Source organism: Pseudomonas fluorescens (assembly GCF_040448305.1).
Taxonomy (GTDB): Bacteria; Pseudomonadota; Gammaproteobacteria; order Pseudomonadales; family Pseudomonadaceae; genus Aquipseudomonas; species Aquipseudomonas fluorescens_BH.
This window is the reverse complement of sequence record NZ_CP148752.1, coordinates 1,386,695-1,409,108: the sequence shown is the minus strand read 5'-3', so window position 1 is coordinate 1,409,108 and position 22,414 is coordinate 1,386,695. Positions and strand designations below refer to the sequence as shown.

Sequence of the window (22,414 nt, the reverse complement as noted above, 5' to 3'; positions counted from 1 at the left end):
TAGCCCAAAGACGGGTGAGCAGCCCGCACGGAGATTCGTCATGACTCAGATCGCCCGCATCAGCGACACCGGCAACGAACGCCGCCTGCAAGCCGAACGCCTGGTGGGTGCCGAGGCTTTGCAGGAAGCCCAGGCCTTGCGCTTCAACGTGTTCAGCGGCGAATTCAACGCCAGACTCAAGGGTGCTGAACTGGGTCTGGACATGGACGACTACGACGTTCACTGCGCCCACATCGGCGTGCGTGACTTGAATACCGGCCGTCTGGTGGCAACCACCCGTTTGCTCGATCACACGGCGGCCAGCAGCCTGGGCAAGTTCTACAGCGAAGAAGAATTCAGCCTCCACGGCCTGGTGCACCTGCAAGGCCCGATCCTGGAAATCGGTCGCACCTGCGTCGACCCGGCCTACCGCAATGGCGGCACCATCGCCGTGCTCTGGGGCGAACTGGCGGAAGTCCTGAACCAGGGCGGCTACAGCTACCTGATGGGGTGCGCGAGCATTCCGATGCAGGATGGCGGCGTGCAGGCCCACGCGATCATGCAGCGTCTGCGCGAACGCTACCTGTGCACCGAACATCTGCGCGCCGAGCCGAAAAACCCTCTGCCAAGCCTGGACATCCCGTCGAACGTGATTGCCGAAATGCCACCGCTGCTCAAGGCCTACATGCGCCTGGGCGCGAAGATCTGCGGCGAGCCATGCTGGGACGAAGACTTCCAGGTCGCCGATGTGTTCATCCTGCTCAAACGCGACGAACTCTGCCCGCGTTACGCCAAACACTTCAAGGCGGCTGTGTAATGAGCCGGTTGCGGGTGTACGCGCGAATCGCGCGAGTGCTGGTGGTGGTGACGCTGGGCCTGGGCATGGCCAGCGTGTTCGGGGTGTTCGAGCGCCTGGGCATGGCCCATTCGATGGCGCGCCGTCAGCGCTGGTCGCGGTTTTTCATGGCCCGCCTGAGCAACGCCCTGCCCTTTGATGTGACCGTGCACGGCGAGCTGCCGAAGACGCCGATGCTCTGGGTCAGCAACCACGTGTCCTGGACCGACATCCCGCTGCTGGGCATGCTCACGCCGCTGTCGTTCCTGTCCAAGGCCGAAGTGCGCACCTGGCCAGTAGCGGGTTGGTTGGCGGCCAAGGCCGGCAGCCTGTTTATCCGCCGTGGTTCGGGTGACAGCCAGTTGATCCGCAAGCAGATGACCCGTCACCTGGAACAGGCACACCCCCTGCTGATGTTCCCGGAAGGCACCACCACCGATGGCCGTTCGCTGCGTACTTTCCATGGCCGCCTGCTATCCGCCGCCATCGATTCCGAAGTGGCCATGCAGCCGGTGGCGATACGTTATGTGCGTGACGGCGAACCTTGCGCGCTGGCGCCGTTCATTGGCGACGATGACTTGCTGTCGCATCTGATGCGGTTGTTTGCCAATGACCGTGGCGGTGTGGAGATTCATCTGCTCAAGCCGATCGCTTGCGAAGGTCGGGAGCGCGCGGCATTGGCGTTCGAGGCGCAGCAGGCGGTGCAGAAGGTGTTGTTTGGTGCTGTCGTTGAACCTCAGCGGGCACCGATGCGCCCTGCCATTGCGGCATAAAAACACCCCCCTGTAGGAGCGAGCCTGCTCGCGATAGCGGATTAACATTCAACGATGATGCTGAATGACAGACCGCAATCGCGAGCAGGCTCGCTCCTACAGTGGTTTTATGCTGTTGGATAGTTCCGGGCAAAATCCTGTAGCTGCGGATAGAACAACCGAAAGTCCTCGCTCAACGGTTCATACAACCGCCGCAACTCCTGCATCGCCGCCGCCAGCTCTTCCGGCCGGGTCAGGCGTCGCGAGATCCCGCGCAATACCTGCTCCAGCACTTCGAACTCCTGATACGACCCCAACCAGTCATTGGCCACCATGTACGGCGCAATCTTCGCCAGCCGCTCCGGCAGTTGTCGTTCGCTGGACAGCACGCGGTACACGTCTGAAGTGAACAGCTCCAGCGGTCGATCGGCGTACAGCGTCCAGTCACGAGCCAGGCAATGGTCGAAAAACACGTCGAGCACGATCCCCGCGTAGCGACGCCGGGTCAGGGAAAAACGCGACAGCGCGACGTCCACCTGCGGATGGCGATCGGTGAACACGTCGATGCTGCGGTGCAACTGGATAGCCCCCTCGATTTCCGGTGCGAACTGCCCTTGCAGCCGTCCCTTGACGAAATCGCCATACAGACTGCCGAGCAATTGGCCGGGACGCTGGCCACCGAGGTGAAGATGTGCGAGATAGTTCATGGGCGCAGCTTAGCACTGCCCTCTTGTCTTGTTACACTCAACATATCGTTATAACTCGATATACCGAAATGTGAGCTGGTCAGAGCCAAATCATATTTGTATATCGCGAAATACCGATTTAAAGTTCGCCTCATCGCGATATAGCGTTTTAAACATCACGAGCCCACATCATGACCATTAATCTCGACGAAATAATAAAAGCCCTGGCACACCCAGTACGGCGAGAAATCCTGCACTGGCTCAAGGACCCGACCGTCGAATTTCCCGACCAGTCCCACAGTAACGAGCACGGCGTTTGCGCCGGGCAGATCGATCAACGTTGCGGCCTGTCGCAGTCCACGGTGTCCGCACACCTGGCGACCCTGCAACGCGCCGGCCTGATCAGCAGCCGCAAAGTCGGCCAGTGGCATTTTTTCAAACGCAACGAGGAAACCATTCAGGAGTTCCTCAAAACCTTCAGTAAAGAGCTCTGACCCTGTGGGGGCGTTCTCAATTGGTTTTCACACAGCACCGGGAAAACCAATTGAGAACGCCCCCCACGTCAGTCGGCCGACAAGGAATTAAACAATGCCCCTCTCGCTACTCATCCTGGCCTTGAGCGCCTTCGCCATCGGCACCACCGAGTTCGTCATCATGGGCCTGCTGCCCAACGTGGCGGCTGACCTCGGTGTATCGATTCCCGGTGCCGGCTGGCTGGTGACCGGTTACGCCCTGGGCGTGGCCATCGGCGCGCCGTTCATGGCGCTGGCCACCGCCAGACTGCCGCGCAAGGCAGCCCTGGTGGCGTTGATGGGCATCTTCATTGTCGGCAACGTGCTCTGCGCAGTGGCCGGCGACTACAACGTGCTGATGTTCGCCCGTGTGGTCACCGCCCTGTGCCATGGCGCCTTCTTCGGTATCGGTTCAGTGGTAGCCGCCGGCCTGGTGCCTGCGAACAAACGCGCTTCGGCCGTGGCCCTGATGTTCACCGGCCTGACCCTGGCCAACGTACTCGGCGTACCGCTGGGCACCGCCCTCGGTCAGGAAGCCGGCTGGCGTTCGACCTTCTGGGCCGTGACCGCGATCGGTGTGATCGCGCTGATTGGCTTGATCCGCTTCCTGCCGGCCAAGCGTGATGAAGAAAAACTCGACATGCGCGCCGAACTGGCCGCGCTCAAGGGCGGCGGCATCTGGCTGTCCCTGAGCATGACCGCGCTGTTCGCCGCCTCAGTGTTCACCCTGTTCACCTACGTCGCGCCACTGCTGGGCGAAGTCACCGGCGTCTCGCCCCGTGGCGTGACCTGGACCCTGATGCTCATCGGCCTGGGCCTGACGGTCGGCAACATCATCGGCGGCAAGCTGGCCGACAAAGGCATGGCCGCGACGCTGATCGGCGTGTTCATCACCATGGCCGTGGTGTCCACCGTGCTGACCTGGACCAGCGTCGCGCTGATTCCGACCGAAATCACCCTGTTCCTCTGGGCCACCGCGTGCTTCGCCGCCGTGCCGGCGCTGCAAGTGAACGTGGTGACCTTCGGCAAGGCCGCACCGAACCTGGTGTCGACCCTGAACATCGGCGCTTTCAACATCGGCAACGCCCTGGGTGCCTGGGTCGGCGGCAGCGTGATTGCCCACGGCTTCGGCCTGACCAGCGTGCCCCTCGCGGCAGCCGTACTGGCGGTACTCGCCCTGCTGGTGACCCTGATTACTTTCCGTCAGAGCGGCAATCCCGATCTGGCCCCAGCTACCAACTGATCAACCATTACCTCACGAGGGTTGCTTTAAATGACGACTATTTTCGATCCGATCAAACTGGGCGACCTCGAGTTGGCCAACCGCATCATCATGGCGCCACTGACCCGCTGCCGCGCCGACGAAGGTCGCGTGCCCAACGCGCTGATGGCCGAGTACTACGTGCAACGTGCCTCCGCCGGCCTGATCCTCAGCGAAGCCACCTCGGTGACGCCGATGGGCGTCGGCTACCCGGACACCCCGGGCATCTGGTCCAACGATCAGGTGCGTGGCTGGTCCAACGTGACCAAGGCTATCCATGGCGCGGGCGGCAAGATCTTCCTGCAACTGTGGCATGTGGGTCGCATTTCCCACGGTTTGTACCTGAACGATGAAGCCCCGGTCGCCCCGAGCGCCATCCAGCCCAAGGGTCACGTCAGCCTGGTGCGTCCGCTGGCCGACTTCCCGGTGCCGCGCGCCCTGGAAACCGCTGAAATCGCCGACATCATCGACGCTTACCGCGTCGGTGCCGAAAACGCCAAGGCCGCTGGCTTCGACGGTGTGGAAATCCATGCCGCCAACGGTTACCTGCTCGACCAGTTCCTGCAAAGCAGCACCAACCAGCGCACCGACAACTACGGCGGCTCCCAGGAAAACCGTGCCCGCCTGCTGCTGGAAGTGACTGACGCGGCGATCGAAATCTGGGGTGCCGGTCGTGTGGGCGTGCACCTGTCGCCACGCGCCGACTTGCATGACATGGGCGACGACAACCTGGCCGAGACCTTCACCTACGTCGCTCGCGAACTGGGCAAGCGTGGCATTGCCTTCATCTGCTCGCGGGAGAAAGAAGGTGCCGACAGCCTCGGCCCACAACTCAAGGAAGCCTTCGGCGGCCCTTACATTGCCAACGAGCGTTTCACCAAAGACAGCGCCAACGCGTTGCTCGCCAGCGGCAAGGCCGATGCAGTCGCCTTCGGCGTACCTTTCATTGCCAACCCTGACCTGCCAGCACGCTTGCAGGCTGACGCGCCGCTGAACGACGCGCGTCCGGAACTGTTCTACGCCAAGGGCCCGGTCGGTTACATCGACTACCCGACGCTGTAATCAGTAACGGCTGAAACGCAAAAGCCCCGACTCGAAAGAGCCGGGGCTTTTTAGTATCTGGACGCATTAACACTATCCACTGTAGGAGCGAGCCTGCTCGCGATGAGGGCGGTACATTCAACATTGATGTAACTGACCCACCGCCATCGCGAGCAGGCTCGCTCCTACAGGGGAAATATGTGGGCTTCTCAAAGACTCGACACAAATTCCCTACAAATTACTGAGCTTGCTACCTGTCAACCTGCCGAGTGTAAGTATATAAAAGCACCCCATTGTCGAAGGGCGCGTGAAGAACTGTTCATCTTCGGCTTCAACGGTTGACACACAAGACGCCGATTACGCATTTTGCTTTATTTGCGCAGGCTGGGGCTAAAGCGCAACAGATCCAGCCCGGTATCGACCCAACGCTCGGCTTCGGCGTGCAATTCAAAACTGTCAGGGGTCAGCAACCACTGGTACAGGATGCCATCAATATAAGCATGCAAGCTGATCGCTGCGCGGGCGGTGTCGAGGTTTTCCGGCAACTGGCCACGATTCACGGCATTACTCAGGGCCAGGCCGATCCGCACATTGCATTCGAGGCTGGCTGACACCCGTTGTTGGCGCAGGTCGCACATTTCATCGGTGAATTCGCACTTATGAAAAAGAATCTCGTTAATGCGTCGGGTTTTCGGGTCCAGCGCAATCTGATGAAACAAATGAATCAAAAGTTTGCGCATGCAGCCCAGGGGATCGAGTTCGTCTTCGCTCTCGCTGGCCTTGGCCATTTCTTCCAGCGGCTCATGCAGGGTGTCGAGCATGGCCTGCACCAGATCCGCCTTGTTGCTGAAATGCCAGTAAATGGCCCCGCGAGTGACGCCGGCCAGGGTCGCGATGTCCGCCAGGGTCGTGCGCGCCACGCCTCGCTCGTAAAAGGCCTTTTCGGCCGCCACGAGTATTTGCGCGCGGGTTTCCTGGGCTTCCTCTTTGGTACGACGGACCATGGCAGTACAACCTCAATCAGGGTGCTTCAGCGATGCCTGAACATCAGCTGAATAAAAGTGGGGCGAACGTTCTGGGGGTTCGTCCCCGGCCTACAATTTCAACCTTTCAACGGCTTGTGTAACGACGGTGATACGCAGCTTGGGTCTTTACAAACAACCATGTACGTAAGTATATTCCTTAGCAAGCTACTTATCCACTCGGCAAACAAATTTCAACCTTCCACCTTTCTGGTGCGCTCCTTGCGCGCCTGACCCGAGGATTTTCATGCAATTCAAGCCAGCTGTTACCGCTCTGGTCGCCGCCGTCGCCCTGGCATCGCTACTCAGCGGATGCAAAAAGGAAGAGGCAGCACCGGTCGCCCCACCCCCTCAGGTCGGCGTCGTGACTCTGCAACCGCAAGCTTTCACCCTGACATCCGATCTGCCCGGCCGTACCAGTGCGTTCCGCATTGCCGAAGTCCGCCCGCAGGTCAACGGCATCATTCTCAAGCGCCTGTTCAAGGAAGGCAGTGACGTCAAGGCTGGCCAGCAGCTCTATCAGATCGACCCGTCGATCTATGAAGCAACGCTCGCCAGCGCCGAAGCCAACCTGCGTTCGACCAAGTCGATTTCCGACCGCTACAAGCAACTGGTCGACGAACAAGCCGTAAGCCGTCAGGAATACGACACTGCCGTGGCCAACCGCCTGCAATCGGAAGCCGCGTTGCAAACTGCACAGATCAACGTGCGCTACACCAAGGTCTATGCCCCGCTGACCGGCCGCATCGGCCGCTCCTCGGTGACTGAAGGCGCGCTGGTCAGCAATGCCCAGGTCGACGCGATGGCGGTGATCCAGCAAATCGACCCGATCTACGTCGACGTGACGCAGTCCTCGGTCGAGCTGTTGCAACTGCGCCGTGAGCTGGAAAGCGGTCGCCTGCAAAAAGCCGGTGATAACGCAGCCTCGGTCAAGCTGACCCTCGAAGACGGCAGCGAGTACAAGCTGGACGGCAAGCTGGAGTTCTCCGAAATCTCGGTTGACCAGACCACCGGTTCCGTCACCCTGCGCGCCATTTTCCCGAACCCTGATCACACCCTGCTGCCAGGCATGTTCGTGCACGCCAAGTTGCTGGCCGGTGTGAACAGCGCGGCGATCCTGGCCCCGCAGCAAGGTGTGACCCGCGACCTCAAAGGGACGCCGACCGCACTGGTTGTCGGCCCGGACAACAAGGTCGAACTGCGTCAACTCAAGGCCAACCGCACCGTCGGTAACCAATGGCTGATCGAAGATGGTCTGAAGGCCGGCGATCGCCTGATCACCGAAGGTCTGCAATTCGTCAAACCTGGCGTCGAAGTCAAGGCCAGTGAAGCGACCAACGTAGCCGCAAAGAACCCGGCCCCCGCCCAGGCAGCTAATAAAGCCTCCGGCGGCAAAGGGGAGTAAACCATGTCGAAATTTTTTATCGACCGTCCGATTTTCGCCTGGGTAATTGCCCTGGTGATCATGTTGGTCGGGGCACTATCGATCCTCCGGTTGCCGATCAACCAGTACCCGAGCATTGCACCTCCAGCGATCGCCATCTCCGTGGCCTACCCGGGTGCTTCGGCACAAACGGTTCAGGACACCGTGGTTCAGGTGATCGAGCAACAGCTCAACGGTATCGACAACCTGCGTTATGTCTCGTCGGAAAGTAACTCCGACGGCACCATGACCATTACCGCGACCTTCGAGCAAGGCACCAACTCCGACACCGCGCAGGTTCAGGTCCAGAACAAGCTGAACCTGGCCACCCCGCTGCTGCCGCAAGAAGTGCAACAGCAAGGTATCCGCGTCACAAAGGCGGTGAAGAACTTCCTGTTGGTGATCGGCGTGGTGTCGCGTGACGGCAGCATGACCAAGGACGACCTGTCCAACTACATCGTGTCGAACATGCAGGACCCGATCTCGCGGACCGCCGGTGTCGGCGACTTCCAGGTGTTCGGTTCCCAGTACGCCATGCGTATCTGGCTCGACCCGGCCAAGTTGAACAACTACAACCTGACCCCGATCGACGTCAAAACCGCCATCGCTGCGCAAAACGTCCAGGTGTCGTCCGGCCAGCTCGGCGGCCTGCCTGCCCTGCCCGACACCCAGTTGAACGCGACGATCATCGGCAAGACCCGCCTGCAGACCGCGGAGCAATTCGACAAGATCCTGCTCAAGGTCAACAAGGACGGTTCCCAGGTTCGCCTCAAAGATGTCGCCGAAGTTGGTCTGGGTGGCGAGAACTACAGCATCAACGCCCAGTTCAACGGCGCCCCGGCTTCCGGTCTGGCGGTGAAACTGGCCACCGGTGCCAACGCTCTCGATACCGCCAAGGCCCTGCGCACGACCATCGACAGCCTCAAGCCGTTCTTCCCTGAAGGGATGGAAGTGGTGTTCCCGTATGACACCACTCCGGTAGTAACGGAATCGATCAAGGGCGTGGTTCACACCCTGGTCGAAGCGGTCGCGCTGGTGTTCCTGGTGATGTTCCTGTTCCTGCAGAACTTCCGCGCCACCATCATCACCACGATGACCGTGCCGGTGGTATTGCTCGGTACGTTCGGCATCCTCGCGGCCGCCGGCTTCAGCATCAACACCCTGACCATGTTCGGCATGGTGCTGGCCATCGGCTTGCTGGTGGACGACGCCATCGTCGTGGTGGAAAACGTCGAACGGGTGATGAGCGAAGAAGGCCTGTCACCCAAGGAAGCCACCAAGAAGTCCATGGGCCAGATCCAGGGCGCACTGGTCGGTATCGCCCTGGTGCTGTCGGCGGTTCTGCTGCCAATGGCGTTCTTCAGCGGTTCCACCGGTGTGATCTACAAGCAGTTCTCGATCACCATCGTCTCGGCCATGGCCCTGTCGGTACTGGTCGCGCTGATCTTCACCCCGGCGCTTTGCGCCACCATGCTCAAGCCGATCCCGAAAGGCGAGCACGGCGTACCCAAGCGCGGTTTCTTTGGCTGGTTCAACCGCAATTTCGACCGCGGCGTTCGCAGCTACGAACGCGGTGTCGGCAATATCCTGCAGCGCAAGATCCCGTATCTGCTAGCGTACCTGCTGATCGTGGTTGGCATGATCTGGCTGTTCACCCGCATTCCAACGGCGTTCCTGCCGGAAGAAGACCAGGGTGTACTGTTCGCCCAGGTGCAGACCCCGGCCGGCTCGACGTCCCAGCGCACCCAGGTGGTCGTCGACGAAATGCGCGAATTCCTGCTGCGTCCGGGCAAGGATGGCGGCGAAGGCGACGCGGTGAACTCGGTGTTTACCGTGACCGGCTTCAACTTCGCCGGTCGTGGCCAAAGTTCGGGTATGGCGTTCATCATGCTGCGTCCGTGGGACGAACGTAACGCCGACAACAACGTGTTCAAGGTGGCGGCCCGTGCCCAGCAGCACTTCTTCACCTTCCGCGATGCCATGGTGTTCGCCTTCGCACCACCGGCGGTACTGGAACTGGGTAACGCCACCGGTTTCGACGTGTTCCTGCAGGACCGTGCCGGTATCGGCCATGAAAAACTGATGGAAGCGCGCAACCAGTTCCTCGGCATGGCCGCACAAAGCAAGATTCTGGCTCAGGTGCGTCCGAACGGCCTGAACGACGAACCGCAATACCAGCTGGAAATCGATGACGAGAAGGCCAGTGCCCTGGGCATTACCATCGCCGACATCAACAACACCCTGTCGATTGCCCTGGGCAGTAGCTACGTCAACGACTTCATCGACCGTGGTCGGGTGAAGAAGGTTTACGTGCAAGGCCAGCCAGGCGCTCGAATGGGCCCTGAAGACCTGCAGAAGTGGTACGTGCGCAATAGCGTCGGCACCATGGTTCCGTTCTCCGCATTCGCCAAGGGCGAGTGGATTTACGGTTCGCCGAAACTGGCCCGTTACAACGGCGTGGAAGCGATGGAAATCCTCGGTGCCCCGGCGCCAGGCTATTCCACCGGTGAAGCCATGCTCGAAGTCGAAGCCATCGCCAAGAAACTGCCGGCCGGTGTCGGTATTTCCTGGACCGGCCTGTCGTACGAAGAACGTCTGTCCGGTTCGCAAGCGCCAGCGCTGTACGCCCTGTCGCTGCTGATGGTGTTCCTGTGTCTGGCGGCGTTGTATGAAAGCTGGTCGATTCCGATCGCGGTGATGTTGGTGGTACCGCTGGGGATCATCGGTGCACTGATGGCCACCAGCCTGCGTGGTTTGTCCAACGACGTGTACTTCCAGGTAGGCTTGTTGACGACTATCGGTCTGGCGGCGAAAAACGCCATTCTGATTGTCGAATTTGCCAAGGAACTGCATGAACAAGGGCGTAGCCTGCGCGATGCGGCGATCGAGGCGTCCCGCATGCGTCTGCGACCGATCATCATGACCTCGCTCGCCTTCGTCCTCGGTGTGGTACCACTGGCGATATCCACCGGTGCAGGTTCGGGTAGCCAACATGCAATCGGTACCGGCGTGATCGGCGGTATGATCACGGCCACTGTGCTGGCGATCTTCTGGGTCCCGCTGTTCTTCGTCACCGTGTCGTCCATTGGCCAGCGTAAAATCGCCGACCAGGATGATGCTACTGAAACTCCTAAAGAGGCTGGCTAATGAGCAAGTCGCTACTCTCCCTGGCAGTCGCCGCCTTTGTGCTCGGTGGCTGCTCGCTGATACCTGATTATCAGCAGCCCGAAGCGCCGGTAGCGGGCCAGTACCCGCAGGGCCTGGCGTACTCGCCGGCCCAGGCACCGGCGCAAGCGGCTGCCGAGCAGGGCTGGAAGCAGTTTTTCCATGACCCGGCGCTGCAACAGCTGATCCAGGTGGCCCTGGAAAACAACCGTGACCTGCGTGTCGCGGCCCTGAACATCGATGCGTTTGCGGCTCAGTACCGCATCTCCCGTGCCGATCTGTTCCCGGCCGTCTCGGCCAACGGCACCGGCAGCCGTCAGCGGCTTCCGGCTGACGCTTCACAGACCGGCGAAGCCGGCATCACCAGTTCCTACTCGGCAACTGTTGGCATCAGCGCCTACGAACTCGACCTGTTCGGTCGGGTTCGCAGCCTGAACGAAGAAGCGTTGCAGAAGTACTTCGCCACTGAAGAAGGCCGCCGCAGCACGCAGATCAGCCTGGTGGCCAGTGTGGCCAATGCCTACCTGACCTGGCAGGCCGACAAGGAACTGTACAAGCTGACCCAGGACACCCTGGCCGCCTTCGAGGAGAGCTACAAGCTCACCGCCCGCAGCAACGAAGTCGGGGTCGCCTCGGCCCTGGACCTGGCGCAGTCGCGCACCTCGGTGGAAAACGCCCGTGCGCAACTGGCCAAGTACACCCGCCAGGTCGCCCAGGACGAGAACAGCCTGGTGCTGCTGCTCGGCACCGGTATCCCGGCCAACCTGCAAGCGGCCAAACCGCTTGACGACGACCTGCTGAGCGACGTTCCGCCTGGCCTGCCGTCGGACCTGCTGCATCGTCGTCCGGACATCCTTCAGGCCGAGTACAACCTGAAGGCTGCCAACGCCAACATCGGCGCGGCGCGGGCGGCGTTCTTCCCGAGCATCAGCCTCACGGCCAATGCGGGCACCCTGAGTCCGGACCTGTCCGGTCTGTTCAAGGGTGGTTCGGGCACCTGGTTGTTCCAGCCGCAGATCAACCTGCCGATCTTCAACGCCGGCAGCCTGCGCGCCAGTCTGGATTACTCGAAAATCCAGAAAGACATCGGCGTGGCGAACTACGAGAAGTCCATTCAAACGGCCTTCCAGGAAGTCGCCGACGGCCTGGCCGCCCGCCAGACCTACGTCCAGCAGTTGCAGGCACAGAAAGATTTCGTCAGTGCCAACCAGGACTACTACCGCCTGGCCGAGCGTCGCTACCGCATCGGTGTCGACAGCAACCTGACCTTCCTCGACGCCCAGCGTCAGCTGTTCAGTGCGCAACAGGTGCTGATCACAGACCGTCTGGCGCAACTGATCAGCCAGGTCAACCTGTACAAGGCCCTGGGTGGTGGCTGGAACGAACAGACGGCGAAGAACGAGCCATTGAAAGAAGAAGCGCCGAAGATGAAGTATTTCTGATAGTGCAGTGAAAACACGAAGCCCACCGATTGGTGGGCTTTTTGTTGGCTTCCTGAAAAGTTGTCTCGTCAGTTATGGCCCCATCGCGAGCAAGCTCGCTCCCACAGGTAACCGAGTTCTTACAGATAGAATGCAGTCGAATGTGGGAGCGAGCCTGCTCGCGATAAGGCCAGTGCAGTCAACACAAAACCCCAATCAATGTTACGTTCGATAATCGCCCAAAACCCGCTTTTTACGATTGAACCATCCAGTACATTCCCCGCACCATCCGAACCACAAAACCAATAACAACAGGTTCGACACCATGCCCCTGCGCCCTGCCCTCTCCGGCTGACCTGCTTCGTTTTGTGCTGATTTCGAATATTCGTCTGCAACCCCGGGTTGCGGCATCACCCCGCTTCATCCCCAAGAATTAGAGAGACCCGAGCTCATGACGTCTTCCACCGCGCAGTATTTCGTTCCCAGCCTGATCGCCGCCGCCCTGGCCAGTGCCGCCCTGCCCGCCTACGCCGAAGAGTCGGGTTTTGTCGAAGGGGCCAAGGTCAACCTGAACCTGCGCAACTTCTACATCAACCGCAACTTCACCAACCCGACCAAAGCCCAGGGCAAGGCTGAAGAGTGGACGCAGAGTTTCATCCTCGACGCCAAGTCCGGCTTCACCCAGGGCACCGTCGGGTTCGGCATGGATGTGCTCGGTTTGTATTCGGTGAAGCTCGACGGCGGCAAAGGCACCGGCGGTACGCAACTGCTGCCGCTGGATCATGACGGTCGCCCGGCGGATAACTTCGGGCGCACCAACGTCGCGTTCAAGGCCAAGCTGTCGCAGACCGAAGTGAAAGTCGGCGAGTGGATGCCGGTGCTGCCAATCCTGCGTTCGGACGACGGTCGTTCGCTGCCGCAAACCTTCCGTGGCGGCCAGATCACCTCGAAGGAAATCAATGGCCTGACGCTCTACGGCGGCCAGTTCCGCCAGAACAGCCCACGGGACGACAGCAGCATGAACGACATGTCGATGACCGGCAAAGCCGCGTTCACCTCCGACCGTTTCAACTTCCAGGGCGGCGAGTACGTGTTCAACGACAAGCGCACCCAGGTCGGTCTGTGGAACGCCGAGCTCAAGGACATCTACAGCCAGCAATTCATCAACCTGACCCACAACCAGCCGATCGGCGACTGGACCCTGGGCGCCAACCTGGGTTTCTTCTACGGCAAGGATGACGGCAGCGCCCGGGCCGGCGAGTTGGACAACAAGACCATGTACGGCTTGTTTTCGGCCAAGCACGGCGGCAACACGTTCTACGTCGGCCTGCAAAAACTCACTGGTGACAATGCCTGGATGCGGGTCAACGGCACCAGCGGCGGCACCCTGGCCAACGACAGCTACAACTCCAGCTACGACAATGCCCGGGAGAAATCCTGGCAAGTGCGCCACGACTACAACTTCGCCGCCGTGGGCGTACCGGGCTTGACCCTGATGAACCGCTACATCAGCGGTGACAATGTGCACACCGGCACTATCACCGACGGCAAGGAATGGGGACGGGAATCGGAACTGGGCTACACCGTGCAGAGCGGTGCGCTGAAAGACCTGAACCTGAAATGGCGCAACTCGACCATGCGCCGGGATTACAGCAATAACGAGTTCGATGAGAACCGGTTGATCATCAGCTATCCGATCAGCCTGTTGTAACTCTCACCACCGCCATCGCGAGCAAGCTCGCTCCCACATTGGTCCGCGTTCGCCTTAGCGACTCGGTCAACTGTGGGAGCGAGCTTGCTCGCGATGAGGTCAGTACAGGCACCGCCAATCGCTGGAGTTACCCCCGCGACTCAACCCCCAACTCATCCCACACTGACTCGGCCAGGTGGAACGTCGCATTGGCCGCCGGAATCCCGCAGTAGATTGCGCTCTGCATGATCACTTCCTTGATCTCGCCACGGCTGACGCCGTTGTTGGCGGCGGCGCGCAAGTGCAGTTTGAGTTCGCCCTCGCGGTTCATGCCGATCAGCATGGCGATGGTGATCAGGCTGCGGGTATGACGCGGCAGGCCCGGGCGGGTCCAGATGTCGCCCCAGGCGTGGCGGGTGATCATCTCCTGAAACTCCGAGTTGAACTCGGTCAGGGCGTTCAGGCTGCGGTCGACGTGGGCGTCGCCAAGGACCGCGCGACGGACTTCCATGCCCTCGTCGTAACGTTGTTTCTCATCCACTGCAATACCCTCAATCAGCCGACAGAAACGCCAGCACGCGCTCGCTGAACGCATTGCCAGCCTGGACGTTGGACAAATGCGCTGCGTAGAACTCGGCGTATTCGGCCCCGCGCACATGCTCTTGAATGAAATGCCCACCGGACGGTGGCGTCACCGCATCTTCGCTACCGGCAATCACCAGCAACGGCACCTTGATCGCAGACAACTGTTCACGGAAATCGGCATCGCGCACCGCCGCGCAGTTGGCCGCATAACCTTCGGGCGAAGTAGCCGCGAGCATGTCGGTAATCTGCTTGGCTGCCGCCGGGTTGGCTTCGGAGAAGTCCGGGGTGAACCAGCGGGCAATCGACGCATCGCGCAGGGCAACCATGGCCGCCTGACCATCACGCAGCACCGTTTCGATGCGCGGGTTCCACACCGACGGATCGCCGATTTTCGCTGCGGTGTTGCACACGATCAGCTTGTTCAGGCGCTCACCGGCATTGATGCCCAGCCACTGGCCGATCAACCCGCCCATGGACAATCCGCAGAAATGCGCGCGTTCGATGTGCAACGCATCCAGCAGCGCCAGCACGTCGCGGCCCAGTTGCTCGATGCTGTACGGGCCAGGCGTCACCAGCGATTGGCCGTGACCACGGGTGTCGAAACGCAGCACGCGAAAATGCTCGGTGAACGCAGGGATCTGCGCGTCCCACATGTGCAGGTCCGTGCCCAGGGAGTTGGACAGCACCAGCACCGGCGCATCGACCGGTCCATCGAGTTGGTAATGCAGTTCGCCCTCGGCGAGTTGTACAAAAGCCACAGCAAGTCTCCTTCAGGCAGTCAATGCAGAATGTTCAGCCACCGCCCTCTCGACCCAGGTTTTGGCCTGACCGAGATAGTGGGCGGGGTCCAGCAGATGATCGAGTTCAGCCGCCGACAGTTCGGCGGTCACTTGCGGTTCGTCGCCGAGGACTGCACGCAGGTGACGTTGTTCGGCCACGGCGCGTTTGCAGCATTGTTCGAGCAGATGGTGCGCAGTATCGCGCCCAACCCGTTGCGCGAGGACGATGCTCACCGCTTCGGCGAGCACCAGGCCCTGGGTCAAATCGAGGTTGCGCGCCATGCGCTCGGCATCCACTTCCAGTCCTTGGGCAATCAACAGCGCTTGCTGCAGGCTGCCGGACACCAGGCAGCAAATTTCCGGCAGGGTTTCCCACTCGGCATGCCACAGGCCGAGGCTGCGTTCGTGTTCCTGGGGCATAGCGCTGAACAGCGTAGAGAGCAAACCGGGTACGCGAGTCGCCGCGCCGATCAACACCGCCGCGCCCACCGGATTGCGTTTGTGCGGCATGGTCGAGGAACCGCCCTTGCCCGGCGCCGAGGGTTCGAACACTTCGGCGGCCTCGGTTTGCATCAACAGGCTGATATCGCGCCCGAGTTTGCCGAGGCTGCCGGCGATCAGGCCGAGCACGGCGCCGAACTCCACCACGCGATCACGCTGGGTATGCCATGGCTGATCGGGCAAGGTCAGTTGCAGTTCTTCAGCCAGCGCCTGGGCAATCGGCATGGCCTGTTCGCCAAGGGCTGCAAGGGTTCCGGACGCACCGCCGAATTGCAGCACCAGCAGGCGCGGCTTGAGTTCGGCCAAGCGTTGGCGATTGCGGGTCACCGCCCCCAGCCAGCCGGCGATTTTCATGCCGAGGGTGACCGGCGTCGCATGCTGCAGCCAGGTGCGTCCGGCCAATGGCGTGGTCGCGTAGCGCCGGGCCTGGGACGCGAGGGTCTGCCCCAGTTGTGCCAGGTCGCTCTCGATCAGTTCCAGTGCGCGGCGCAGTTGCAGCACCAGGCCGCTGTCCATCACGTCCTGGCTGGTCGCGCCCAGATGCACATAGCGTTCGGCTTCGGTGGCAGCGATCTGTTTGCCCAGCGCCTTGACCAACGGAATCGCCGAGTTACCGGCCGTGGCAATCGCCTCGCCCAACGCCGCAAAGTCGTAAAGCCCGGCGCTGCAAGCCGCTTCAATCGGCGCGACAGCACTCGACGGAATCATCCCGACCCGCGCTTCGGCCCGGGCCAGTGCCGCTTCGAAATCGAGCATGGCCTGGACCCGGCCCTGATCGCAGAACACCTCACGCATATCGCGGGTAGTGAAATAGGCATCGAACAATTGATTGCCCGGTCGCTGGTTCATAAACAATTCCTGAAGGCGCGGGCCTTTGCAGCCCACGCGTGAAGATCAAAGGTCTTGCTGCAGATACTTCGCCTGTTTCGGCAGGCGCAGGCTGAACAGGAACGCCACCGCCATCATCACCGTGACGTACCAGTAGAAGGAGTTTTCCATGCCCACGGCCTTGAGACTCAAGGCCACATACTCCGCCGAGCCACCGAAGATCGCATTCGCCACCGCATACGCCAGGCCAACGCCCAAGGCACGTACTTGCGGCGGGAACATTTCGGCTTTTACCAAACCGCTGATCGAGGTGTAGAAACTGACGATCACCAGCGCCAGGGTAATCAACACAAAGGCCAGGAACGGACTTGTCACGCTTTTCAGGCTCAACAGGATCGGCACAGTGAACAGCGTGCCGAGGGCGCCGAACCAGAGCATCGAGTTACGCCGGCCGATCCTGTCGGAGAGCATGCCGAAAATCGGTTGCATGCACATATAGAGGAACAGCGCGCCGGTCATGATGTAGCTGGCGGTCTTGGCCGGCATGCCGGCGGTGTTCACCAGGTACTTCTGCATGTAAGTGGTGAAGGTGTAGAAAATCAGCGAGCCACCGGCGGTGTATCCGAGCACGGTGATGAACGCGGCTTTATGGTCGCGAAACAACGCGCGGATACTGCCGGCGTCCTTGTTTTCGCGCATTTCCTTGCTGGTGGTTTCTTTCAGCGAACGACGCAGATACAGCGAAACCAGCGCCGCCATGGCACCCACCACGAAGGGAATCCGCCAGCCGTAGGCACGCAGGTCATCTTCGGTGAGGAACTGTTGCAGGATCACCACCAGCGACACCGCGAGCAACTGGCCGCCGATCAGGGTCACGTACTGGAACGAGGCGAAGAAACCGCGCTGGCCCTTGAGCGCCACTTCACTCATATAGGTCGCGGTAGTGCCGTACTCGCCGCCCACCGACAAGCCTTGCAGCAAACGGGCGAACAGCAACAGGATCGGCGCCCAGACCCCGATGCTGTTGTAGGTCGGCAGGCAGGCGATCAGCAGCGAGCCGAAACACATCATCAGAATCGAGATCAACATCGAATTCTTGCGTCCGTGCTTGTCCGCCAAGCGCCCGAAAATCCAGCCACCAATCGGCCGCATCAGGAACCCGGCGGCGAACACGCCAGCAGTGTTGACCAGCTGCACGGTGGGGTTATCAGACGGAAAAAACGCCGGTGCGAAATAGATCGCACAGAAGGCGTAGACGTAGAAGTCGAACCATTCGACCAGGTTGCCGGACGAGGCACCGACAATGGCGAAGATCCGCTTGCTGCGTTCTTCGCTCGTATAAAGGGCTATAGGCGCTGCGGGTGTTGTCATTATTTTTTCACTCAATGGGGACAGAGAGAGTCTAGACACACTTTGCAACACTCCCGTTCCGCAGATACATCAGCAATACATTTCCCCTGTGGGAGCGAGCCTGCTCGCGAAGGCGTCGTATCAGTCGATATCAATGTTGTCTGATACACCGCTTTCGCGAGCAGGCTCGCTCCCACAGTTTTTTGCGGTCTTCAGTTAATAGTCGAAGAACACCGTCTCGGCATCGGTGCCCTGCAGAATCACGTTCCACTGGTACACGCCCGACGCATCCTGCTTGGCCAGCAGCGTACTGCGGCGCTCGGCCGGCACGCACTCCAGCAACGGATCATTCACGTTCGCCGCCTCGCCATCAAAGTAAATCCGCGTCAGCAAGTGCTTGACCAGGCCACGGGCAAACACCAGCACCACCAGGTGCGGTGCCTGGGTCGTGCCTTTGAGCCCCTCGACCGTGCCCGGCTTGATGGTGGTGAAACGGAAACGCCCTTCGGCATCCACCGGCACCCGGCCAAAACCTTCGAAGTTCGCGTCCAGGGGTTTGTCCTGGTCGTCTTCCGGGTGATCGTACTTGCCAGCGGCGTTGGCCTGCCAGACTTCCAGCATCGCGTCGTTGACGATGTCGCCATTGCCGTCGACCACTTGCCCGGTGATCGCCACGCGCTCGCCCAGGGTTTGTTCGACGGTCAGGTTTTCGCGGTTCAGCCAGGTCAGGCCGATGTGGTAGTACGGCCCGACGGTGTGGGACGTGGTCGCAGTCAGCGTCATCTTATTTCTCCATCGGCGTGGCGTCGCGGCCGCGCAAAACGATGTCCCAGCGATAACCGAGGGCATAGGAAGGGATGGTTTTTTCCAGATCGAACGTGGCGATCAAGCGCTCTTTGGCACTGGTATCGGGCACGCAGTTGTAGATCGGGTCGTACGCCAGCAACGGGTCGCCCGGGAAATACATCTGCGTCACGAGGCGCGTCAGGATGCTCGGCCCGAACAGCGAGAAATGGATATGCGCCGGGCGCCAGGCGTTGTGGTGGTTGCCCCACGGATAGGCGCCGGGCTTGATGGTCTGGAACTGATACCAGCCATCGGCGTCGGTCACGGTGCGGCCGGTGCCGGTGAAGTTCGGGTCCAGCGGTGCGTCGTGCAGGTCCCGGGCATGGGCGTAGCGACCGGCGGCGTTGGCCTGCCAGATCTCCACCAGAATCCCCGGCACCGGCAGACCGTTTTCATCCAGCACGCGGCCGTGGATGATGATGCGCTCACCCTGTGGCTGCCCCTCGTGCTGGGCGGTCAGGTCGCTGTCCTTTTCGTTGACGCGCTCGGCGCCGATGGTCGGACCGGTAATTTCCGACAACGAATGAGGCAGGAACACCAACGGTTTCGACGGCGAGCGCAGGTTGGTGGATTGATAGGCCGGGTGCAGGTATTCCGGCTGAGTGCCCGCCTGCGGGCGACGGTAACCAGGCTTGTCAGTCATGAAGCATTCCTCAGTTCTTATAAGTCTTCAGAGCGCGTCAGACGCGCTCGATCGCCAGGGCCAGACCCTGACCGACACCGACGCACATGGTCGCCAGACCTTTCTTGCCAGCGGTTTTTTCCAACTGATGCAACGCGGTCAACACCAGCCGCGCGCCGCTCATGCCCAACGGATGACCCAAGGCAATCGCGCCACCGTTCGGGTTGACCTGGGCCGCGTCGTCCGCGATTCCCAGTTCACGCAGCACCGCCAAACCTTGGCTGGCGAAGGCTTCGTTGAGTTCGATCACGTCGAAATCGCTGACCGCCACACCGAGGCGTTCGATCAGTTTACGCACCGCCGGCACCGGGCCAATGCCCATCACCCGCGGGGCGACACCGGCGCTGGCCATGCCCAGCACTTTGGCGCGGGCAGTCAGGCCGTGTTTCTTCACCGCTTCGGCCGAGGCCAGGATCAACGCGGCGGCGCCGTCGTTCACACCCGAAGCATTGCCGGCGGTTACGGTTTTGTCGGGGCCGTTGACCGGTTTGAGCTTGGTCAGGGCTTCCAGGGTGGTGTCGGCGCGAGGATGCTCGTCCTGGCTGACCACGGTTTCACCCTTCTTGTGGGCTATGCGCACTTCAACGATTTCTTCGGCGAAGAACCCGGCAGCTTGCGCGGCGGCCGTGCGTTGTTGACTGCGCAGGGCGAACGCGTCCTGATCGGCGCGGGACACCTTGTAATCGTCGGCCACGTTGTCCGCGGTCTGCGGCATCGCATCCACACCGTACTGGGCTTTCATCAACGGGTTGATGAAACGCCAGCCGATGGTGGTGTCTTCGAGCTTCATGTTGCGCGAAAACGCGGCATCGGCCTTGCCCATCACGAACGGTGCGCGGGACATCGACTCGACGCCACCGGCAATCGCCAGCTCCATCTCGCCGCTGGCGATAGCGCGGAACGCGGTGCCGATGGCATCCATGCCCGAAGCGCAGAGGCGGTTGAGGGTCACGCCGGGAATGGTTTCCGGCAGGCCGGCCAGCAACAGTGCCATACGCGCGACGTTGCGGTTGTCTTCACCGGCCTGGTTGGCGCAGCCGAGGAACACCTCGTCCACGGCGTTCCAGTCCACCGATGGGTTGCGCTCCATCAAGGCCTTGATTGGCACGGCAGCCAGGTCGTCGGCACGCACCGACGACAGGCCACCGCCGAAACGGCCGATGGGGGTACGAATCGCGTCGCAGATATAAACGTCACGCATCACGCTTCTCCGGGGGCTTGGCCGTGTGCCGCGGCGGTGCGGGCTTCGAGGTCGCGCAGCGCGGTCAGTTCGACTTCAGTCGGTTCAGCAGTTTGCTCGACATGGTCGGCAAAGCGAATCGCCCAACCGGTGGCAGTAACCACTTGCTCGCGGGTCACGCCCGGGTGCAGTGCGGTGACCACGAATTCGTGGGTGCCTTCCTCCGGTTCCATGATGCACAGGTCGGTGATGATCCCCACCGGACCGGCGCCTGGCAGGCCGAGACGCTTGCGCGAATCGCCGCCCTCGCCGTGGCCGACCGAGGTAATGAAATCGAGTTTATCGACAAAGGAGCGCGACGACTGCTTGAGGATGATCAACACGCTCTTGGCGGAACCGGCAATCTCCGGTGCGCCACCGGCACCCGGCAGACGGACTTTCGGCGCGTGGTAATCACCGACCACAGTGGTGTTGATATTGCCGAAACGGTCGACCTGCGCCGCGCCGAGGAAGCCGACGTCAATGCGCCCGCCCTGCAGCCAGTAACGGAAAATCTCGCCGGTCGGGACCACGGTGTCGGCGGTTTCCGCCAACTCACCGTCACCGATCGACAGCGGCAATACGCTTGGCTTGGCACCGATCGGGCCCGATTCGTAGATCAGGACGACATCAGGCGAGGAAGTCAGGCGCGCCAGGTTGGCCGCTTTCGACGGCAGGCCGATACCGACGAAGCACACCGAGCCATTCTTCAGACGGCGAGCGGCGGCGACGGTCATCATTTCATTGGTGGTGTAAGTCATTACTTCGCCTCCGAAGCGGCGGCCAGTTTGGCCTGGAACTCGCTGAAGTCAGCGCTGCCGTGGATGTATTCGTTGATCCACGCGGTGAAGGTTTCACGGTCGCGGGCAATCGGGTCCCAGGCCTGGTAGAAGCGGTTGTCGCGCTCGTTGTAACCATGGGCGTAGGACGGATGCGCGCCGCCAGGTACGTGGCAAACCGCGCTCAAGGCCCAGGTTGGCAATACACAGGAGTTCATCGGCGCATTGAGGTCGTCGACGATTTCCTCAACGGTGACGATGCAGCGTTTGGCGGCCAGTGCAGCTTCTTTCTGCACGCCGAGGATGCCCCAGAGCAGCACGTTGCCCTTGCGGTCGGCTTTCTGCGCGTGAATCACGGTAATGTCCGGACGCACCGAAGGCACGGCGGCCAACACTTCGCCGGTGAACGGGCAAGTGACGGATTTGATCAGCGGGTTGACCTTCGGCAAGTCGGAACCGGCGTAGGCACGCAGTACCGCGAATGGCAGGCCGGAAGCGCCAGCGACGTAGGCATTGGCCAGGTCGGCATGGCTGTGTTCTTCGATTTCCAGTGCATGCGGCCACTGTTTCTCCACAGCATCACGCAGGCGATGCAGGGAGCCGACACCCGGGTTACCACCCCAGGAGAAAATCAGCTTGCGGGCACAACCGGCACCGATCAACTGGTCGTAGATCAGGTCAGGGGTCATCCGCACCAAGGTCAGGTCTTTCTTGCCCTGGCGAATGATTTCGTGACCCGCCGCCGTCGGGATCAGGTGAGTAAAGCCTTCGAGCGCGACCGTATCGCCGTCGTTTACGAATTGCTTCACCGCGTCGTGCAGCGAAAGGATTTCAGCCATTGGGGCAGGCTCCCGTTTATTGTTAACCGACAGTGGAAGAAGGCGCCGATGCGCAGCGCCGGAATGACTGAAGATTAAGCCCGTGCAAAACGCCAAACAATCCGATAATCGACTAAGCGTTCGATTATCGAACATATTGTTGCTTGGCTACCGATCCCCAAAAGCTTCGCGAGCAGGCTCGCTCCCACAGAGGAATGCGATCACCGGTGGGAGCGAGCC

Annotated in this window: 20 protein-coding genes; 9 read left to right on the top strand and 11 right to left on the bottom strand. The window is 61.1% G+C overall.

The window, feature by feature from the left end:
* The first annotated feature begins 40 nt into the window (after positions 1-40).
* Positions 41-796, top strand: coding sequence for an L-ornithine N(alpha)-acyltransferase (olsB, locus tag WHX55_RS06315; protein ID WP_057400777.1), 756 nt, complete (start codon positions 41-43; stop codon positions 794-796).
* Positions 796-1,587, top strand: a complete 792-nt coding sequence (locus WHX55_RS06310) for a lysophospholipid acyltransferase family protein (RefSeq protein ID WP_150754126.1) — start codon at positions 796-798, stop codon at positions 1,585-1,587. Before olsB ends, WHX55_RS06310 begins: the two co-directional genes overlap by 1 nt.
* A gap of 107 nt (positions 1,588-1,694) precedes the next feature.
* On the opposite strand, the gene WHX55_RS06305 is transcribed toward WHX55_RS06310, so the two are convergent.
* Positions 1,695-2,273, bottom strand: a complete 579-nt coding sequence (locus WHX55_RS06305) for an ACP phosphodiesterase (protein ID WP_150754127.1) — start codon at positions 2,271-2,273, stop codon at positions 1,695-1,697.
* 170 nt (positions 2,274-2,443) lie between these two features.
* On the opposite strand from WHX55_RS06305, the gene WHX55_RS06300 reads away from it, so the two are divergent.
* From WHX55_RS06300 to WHX55_RS06290, 3 genes are all read left to right on the top strand, one after another.
* Entirely contained in the window at positions 2,444-2,746 is a 303-nt protein-coding gene (locus tag WHX55_RS06300) for a metalloregulator ArsR/SmtB family transcription factor (RefSeq protein WP_007983055.1), read from the top strand.
* A gap of 94 nt (positions 2,747-2,840) precedes the next feature.
* Positions 2,841-4,007: an MFS transporter gene (locus WHX55_RS06295; RefSeq protein ID WP_353742245.1), complete on the top strand. Its 1,167-nt coding sequence runs from the start codon at positions 2,841-2,843 to the stop codon at positions 4,005-4,007.
* A gap of 30 nt (positions 4,008-4,037) precedes the next feature.
* Positions 4,038-5,087 carry an alkene reductase gene (locus WHX55_RS06290; protein WP_353742244.1) on the top strand — a complete coding sequence of 350 codons (1,050 nt, stop codon included), beginning with the start codon at positions 4,038-4,040 and terminating at the stop codon, positions 5,085-5,087.
* A gap of 350 nt (positions 5,088-5,437) precedes the next feature.
* Here the strand turns inward: WHX55_RS06290 and emhR are convergent, their stop codons facing one another.
* Positions 5,438-6,070 (bottom strand): efflux system transcriptional repressor EmhR, encoded by a 633-nt coding sequence (gene emhR / locus WHX55_RS06285; RefSeq protein ID WP_150754131.1) that lies wholly within the window; start codon positions 6,068-6,070, stop codon positions 5,438-5,440.
* A gap of 265 nt (positions 6,071-6,335) precedes the next feature.
* Here emhR and WHX55_RS06280 point away from each other — a divergent pair, with 265 nt between their 5' ends.
* The 4 genes from WHX55_RS06280 to WHX55_RS06265 all read left to right on the top strand — a co-directional run bounded on the left by WHX55_RS06280 (position 6,336) and on the right by WHX55_RS06265 (position 13,808).
* The gene (locus tag WHX55_RS06280) at positions 6,336-7,493 is read left to right on the top strand and encodes an efflux RND transporter periplasmic adaptor subunit (RefSeq protein WP_150754132.1); all 1,158 of its coding nucleotides are present in this window, start codon (positions 6,336-6,338) and stop codon (positions 7,491-7,493) included.
* Positions 7,494-7,496: 3 nt separating this feature from the next.
* The gene (gene emhB / locus WHX55_RS06275) at positions 7,497-10,658 is read left to right on the top strand and encodes an efflux RND transporter permease subunit EmhB (protein WP_150757342.1); all 3,162 of its coding nucleotides are present in this window, start codon (positions 7,497-7,499) and stop codon (positions 10,656-10,658) included.
* Complete coding sequence (emhC, locus tag WHX55_RS06270; protein WP_353742243.1) at positions 10,658-12,118, top strand: efflux RND transporter outer membrane subunit EmhC; 1,461 nt, start codon at positions 10,658-10,660, stop codon at positions 12,116-12,118. Before emhB ends, emhC begins: the two co-directional genes overlap by 1 nt.
* Before the next feature lie 430 nt (positions 12,119-12,548).
* Positions 12,549-13,808 (top strand): OprD family porin, encoded by a 1,260-nt coding sequence (locus WHX55_RS06265; protein ID WP_150754135.1) that lies wholly within the window; start codon positions 12,549-12,551, stop codon positions 13,806-13,808.
* A 127-nt stretch (positions 13,809-13,935) separates the two neighbouring features.
* On the opposite strand, the gene pcaC is transcribed toward WHX55_RS06265, so the two are convergent.
* From pcaC to WHX55_RS06220, 9 genes are all read right to left on the bottom strand, one after another.
* Positions 13,936-14,328: a 4-carboxymuconolactone decarboxylase gene (gene pcaC / locus WHX55_RS06260; RefSeq protein WP_223459348.1), complete on the bottom strand. Its 393-nt coding sequence runs from the start codon at positions 14,326-14,328 to the stop codon at positions 13,936-13,938.
* 10 nt (positions 14,329-14,338) lie between these two features.
* Positions 14,339-15,130, bottom strand: a complete 792-nt coding sequence (gene pcaD / locus WHX55_RS06255) for a 3-oxoadipate enol-lactonase (RefSeq protein ID WP_150754137.1) — start codon at positions 15,128-15,130, stop codon at positions 14,339-14,341.
* Between the two features lie 12 nt (positions 15,131-15,142).
* Positions 15,143-16,501, bottom strand: a complete 1,359-nt coding sequence (locus WHX55_RS06250) for a 3-carboxy-cis,cis-muconate cycloisomerase (protein ID WP_353742242.1) — start codon at positions 16,499-16,501, stop codon at positions 15,143-15,145.
* A 45-nt stretch (positions 16,502-16,546) separates the two neighbouring features.
* On the bottom strand, positions 16,547-17,851 hold the full coding sequence (locus WHX55_RS06245; protein ID WP_150754139.1) for an MFS family transporter: 1,305 nt from the start codon (positions 17,849-17,851) through the stop codon (positions 16,547-16,549).
* Between the two features lie 195 nt (positions 17,852-18,046).
* Positions 18,047-18,613 (bottom strand): protocatechuate 3,4-dioxygenase subunit alpha, encoded by a 567-nt coding sequence (gene pcaG, locus WHX55_RS06240; protein ID WP_353742241.1) that lies wholly within the window; start codon positions 18,611-18,613, stop codon positions 18,047-18,049.
* Position 18,614: 1 nt separating this feature from the next.
* A complete protein-coding gene (gene pcaH, locus WHX55_RS06235) occupies positions 18,615-19,319 on the bottom strand; it encodes a protocatechuate 3,4-dioxygenase subunit beta (RefSeq protein WP_150727601.1) in 705 nt (234 codons plus the stop codon).
* 37 nt (positions 19,320-19,356) lie between these two features.
* Positions 19,357-20,562, bottom strand: coding sequence for a 3-oxoadipyl-CoA thiolase (gene pcaF / locus WHX55_RS06230; protein ID WP_353742240.1), 1,206 nt, complete (start codon positions 20,560-20,562; stop codon positions 19,357-19,359).
* Positions 20,559-21,338 (bottom strand): CoA-transferase subunit beta, encoded by a 780-nt coding sequence (locus WHX55_RS06225; RefSeq protein WP_150757335.1) that lies wholly within the window; start codon positions 21,336-21,338, stop codon positions 20,559-20,561. The genes pcaF and WHX55_RS06225 overlap by 4 nt, the downstream gene beginning before the upstream one ends.
* Complete coding sequence (locus WHX55_RS06220; RefSeq protein ID WP_008054173.1) at positions 21,338-22,195, bottom strand: CoA transferase subunit A; 858 nt, start codon at positions 22,193-22,195, stop codon at positions 21,338-21,340. Before WHX55_RS06220 ends, WHX55_RS06225 begins: the two co-directional genes overlap by 1 nt.
* Between the last annotated feature and the right edge of the window lie 219 nt (positions 22,196-22,414).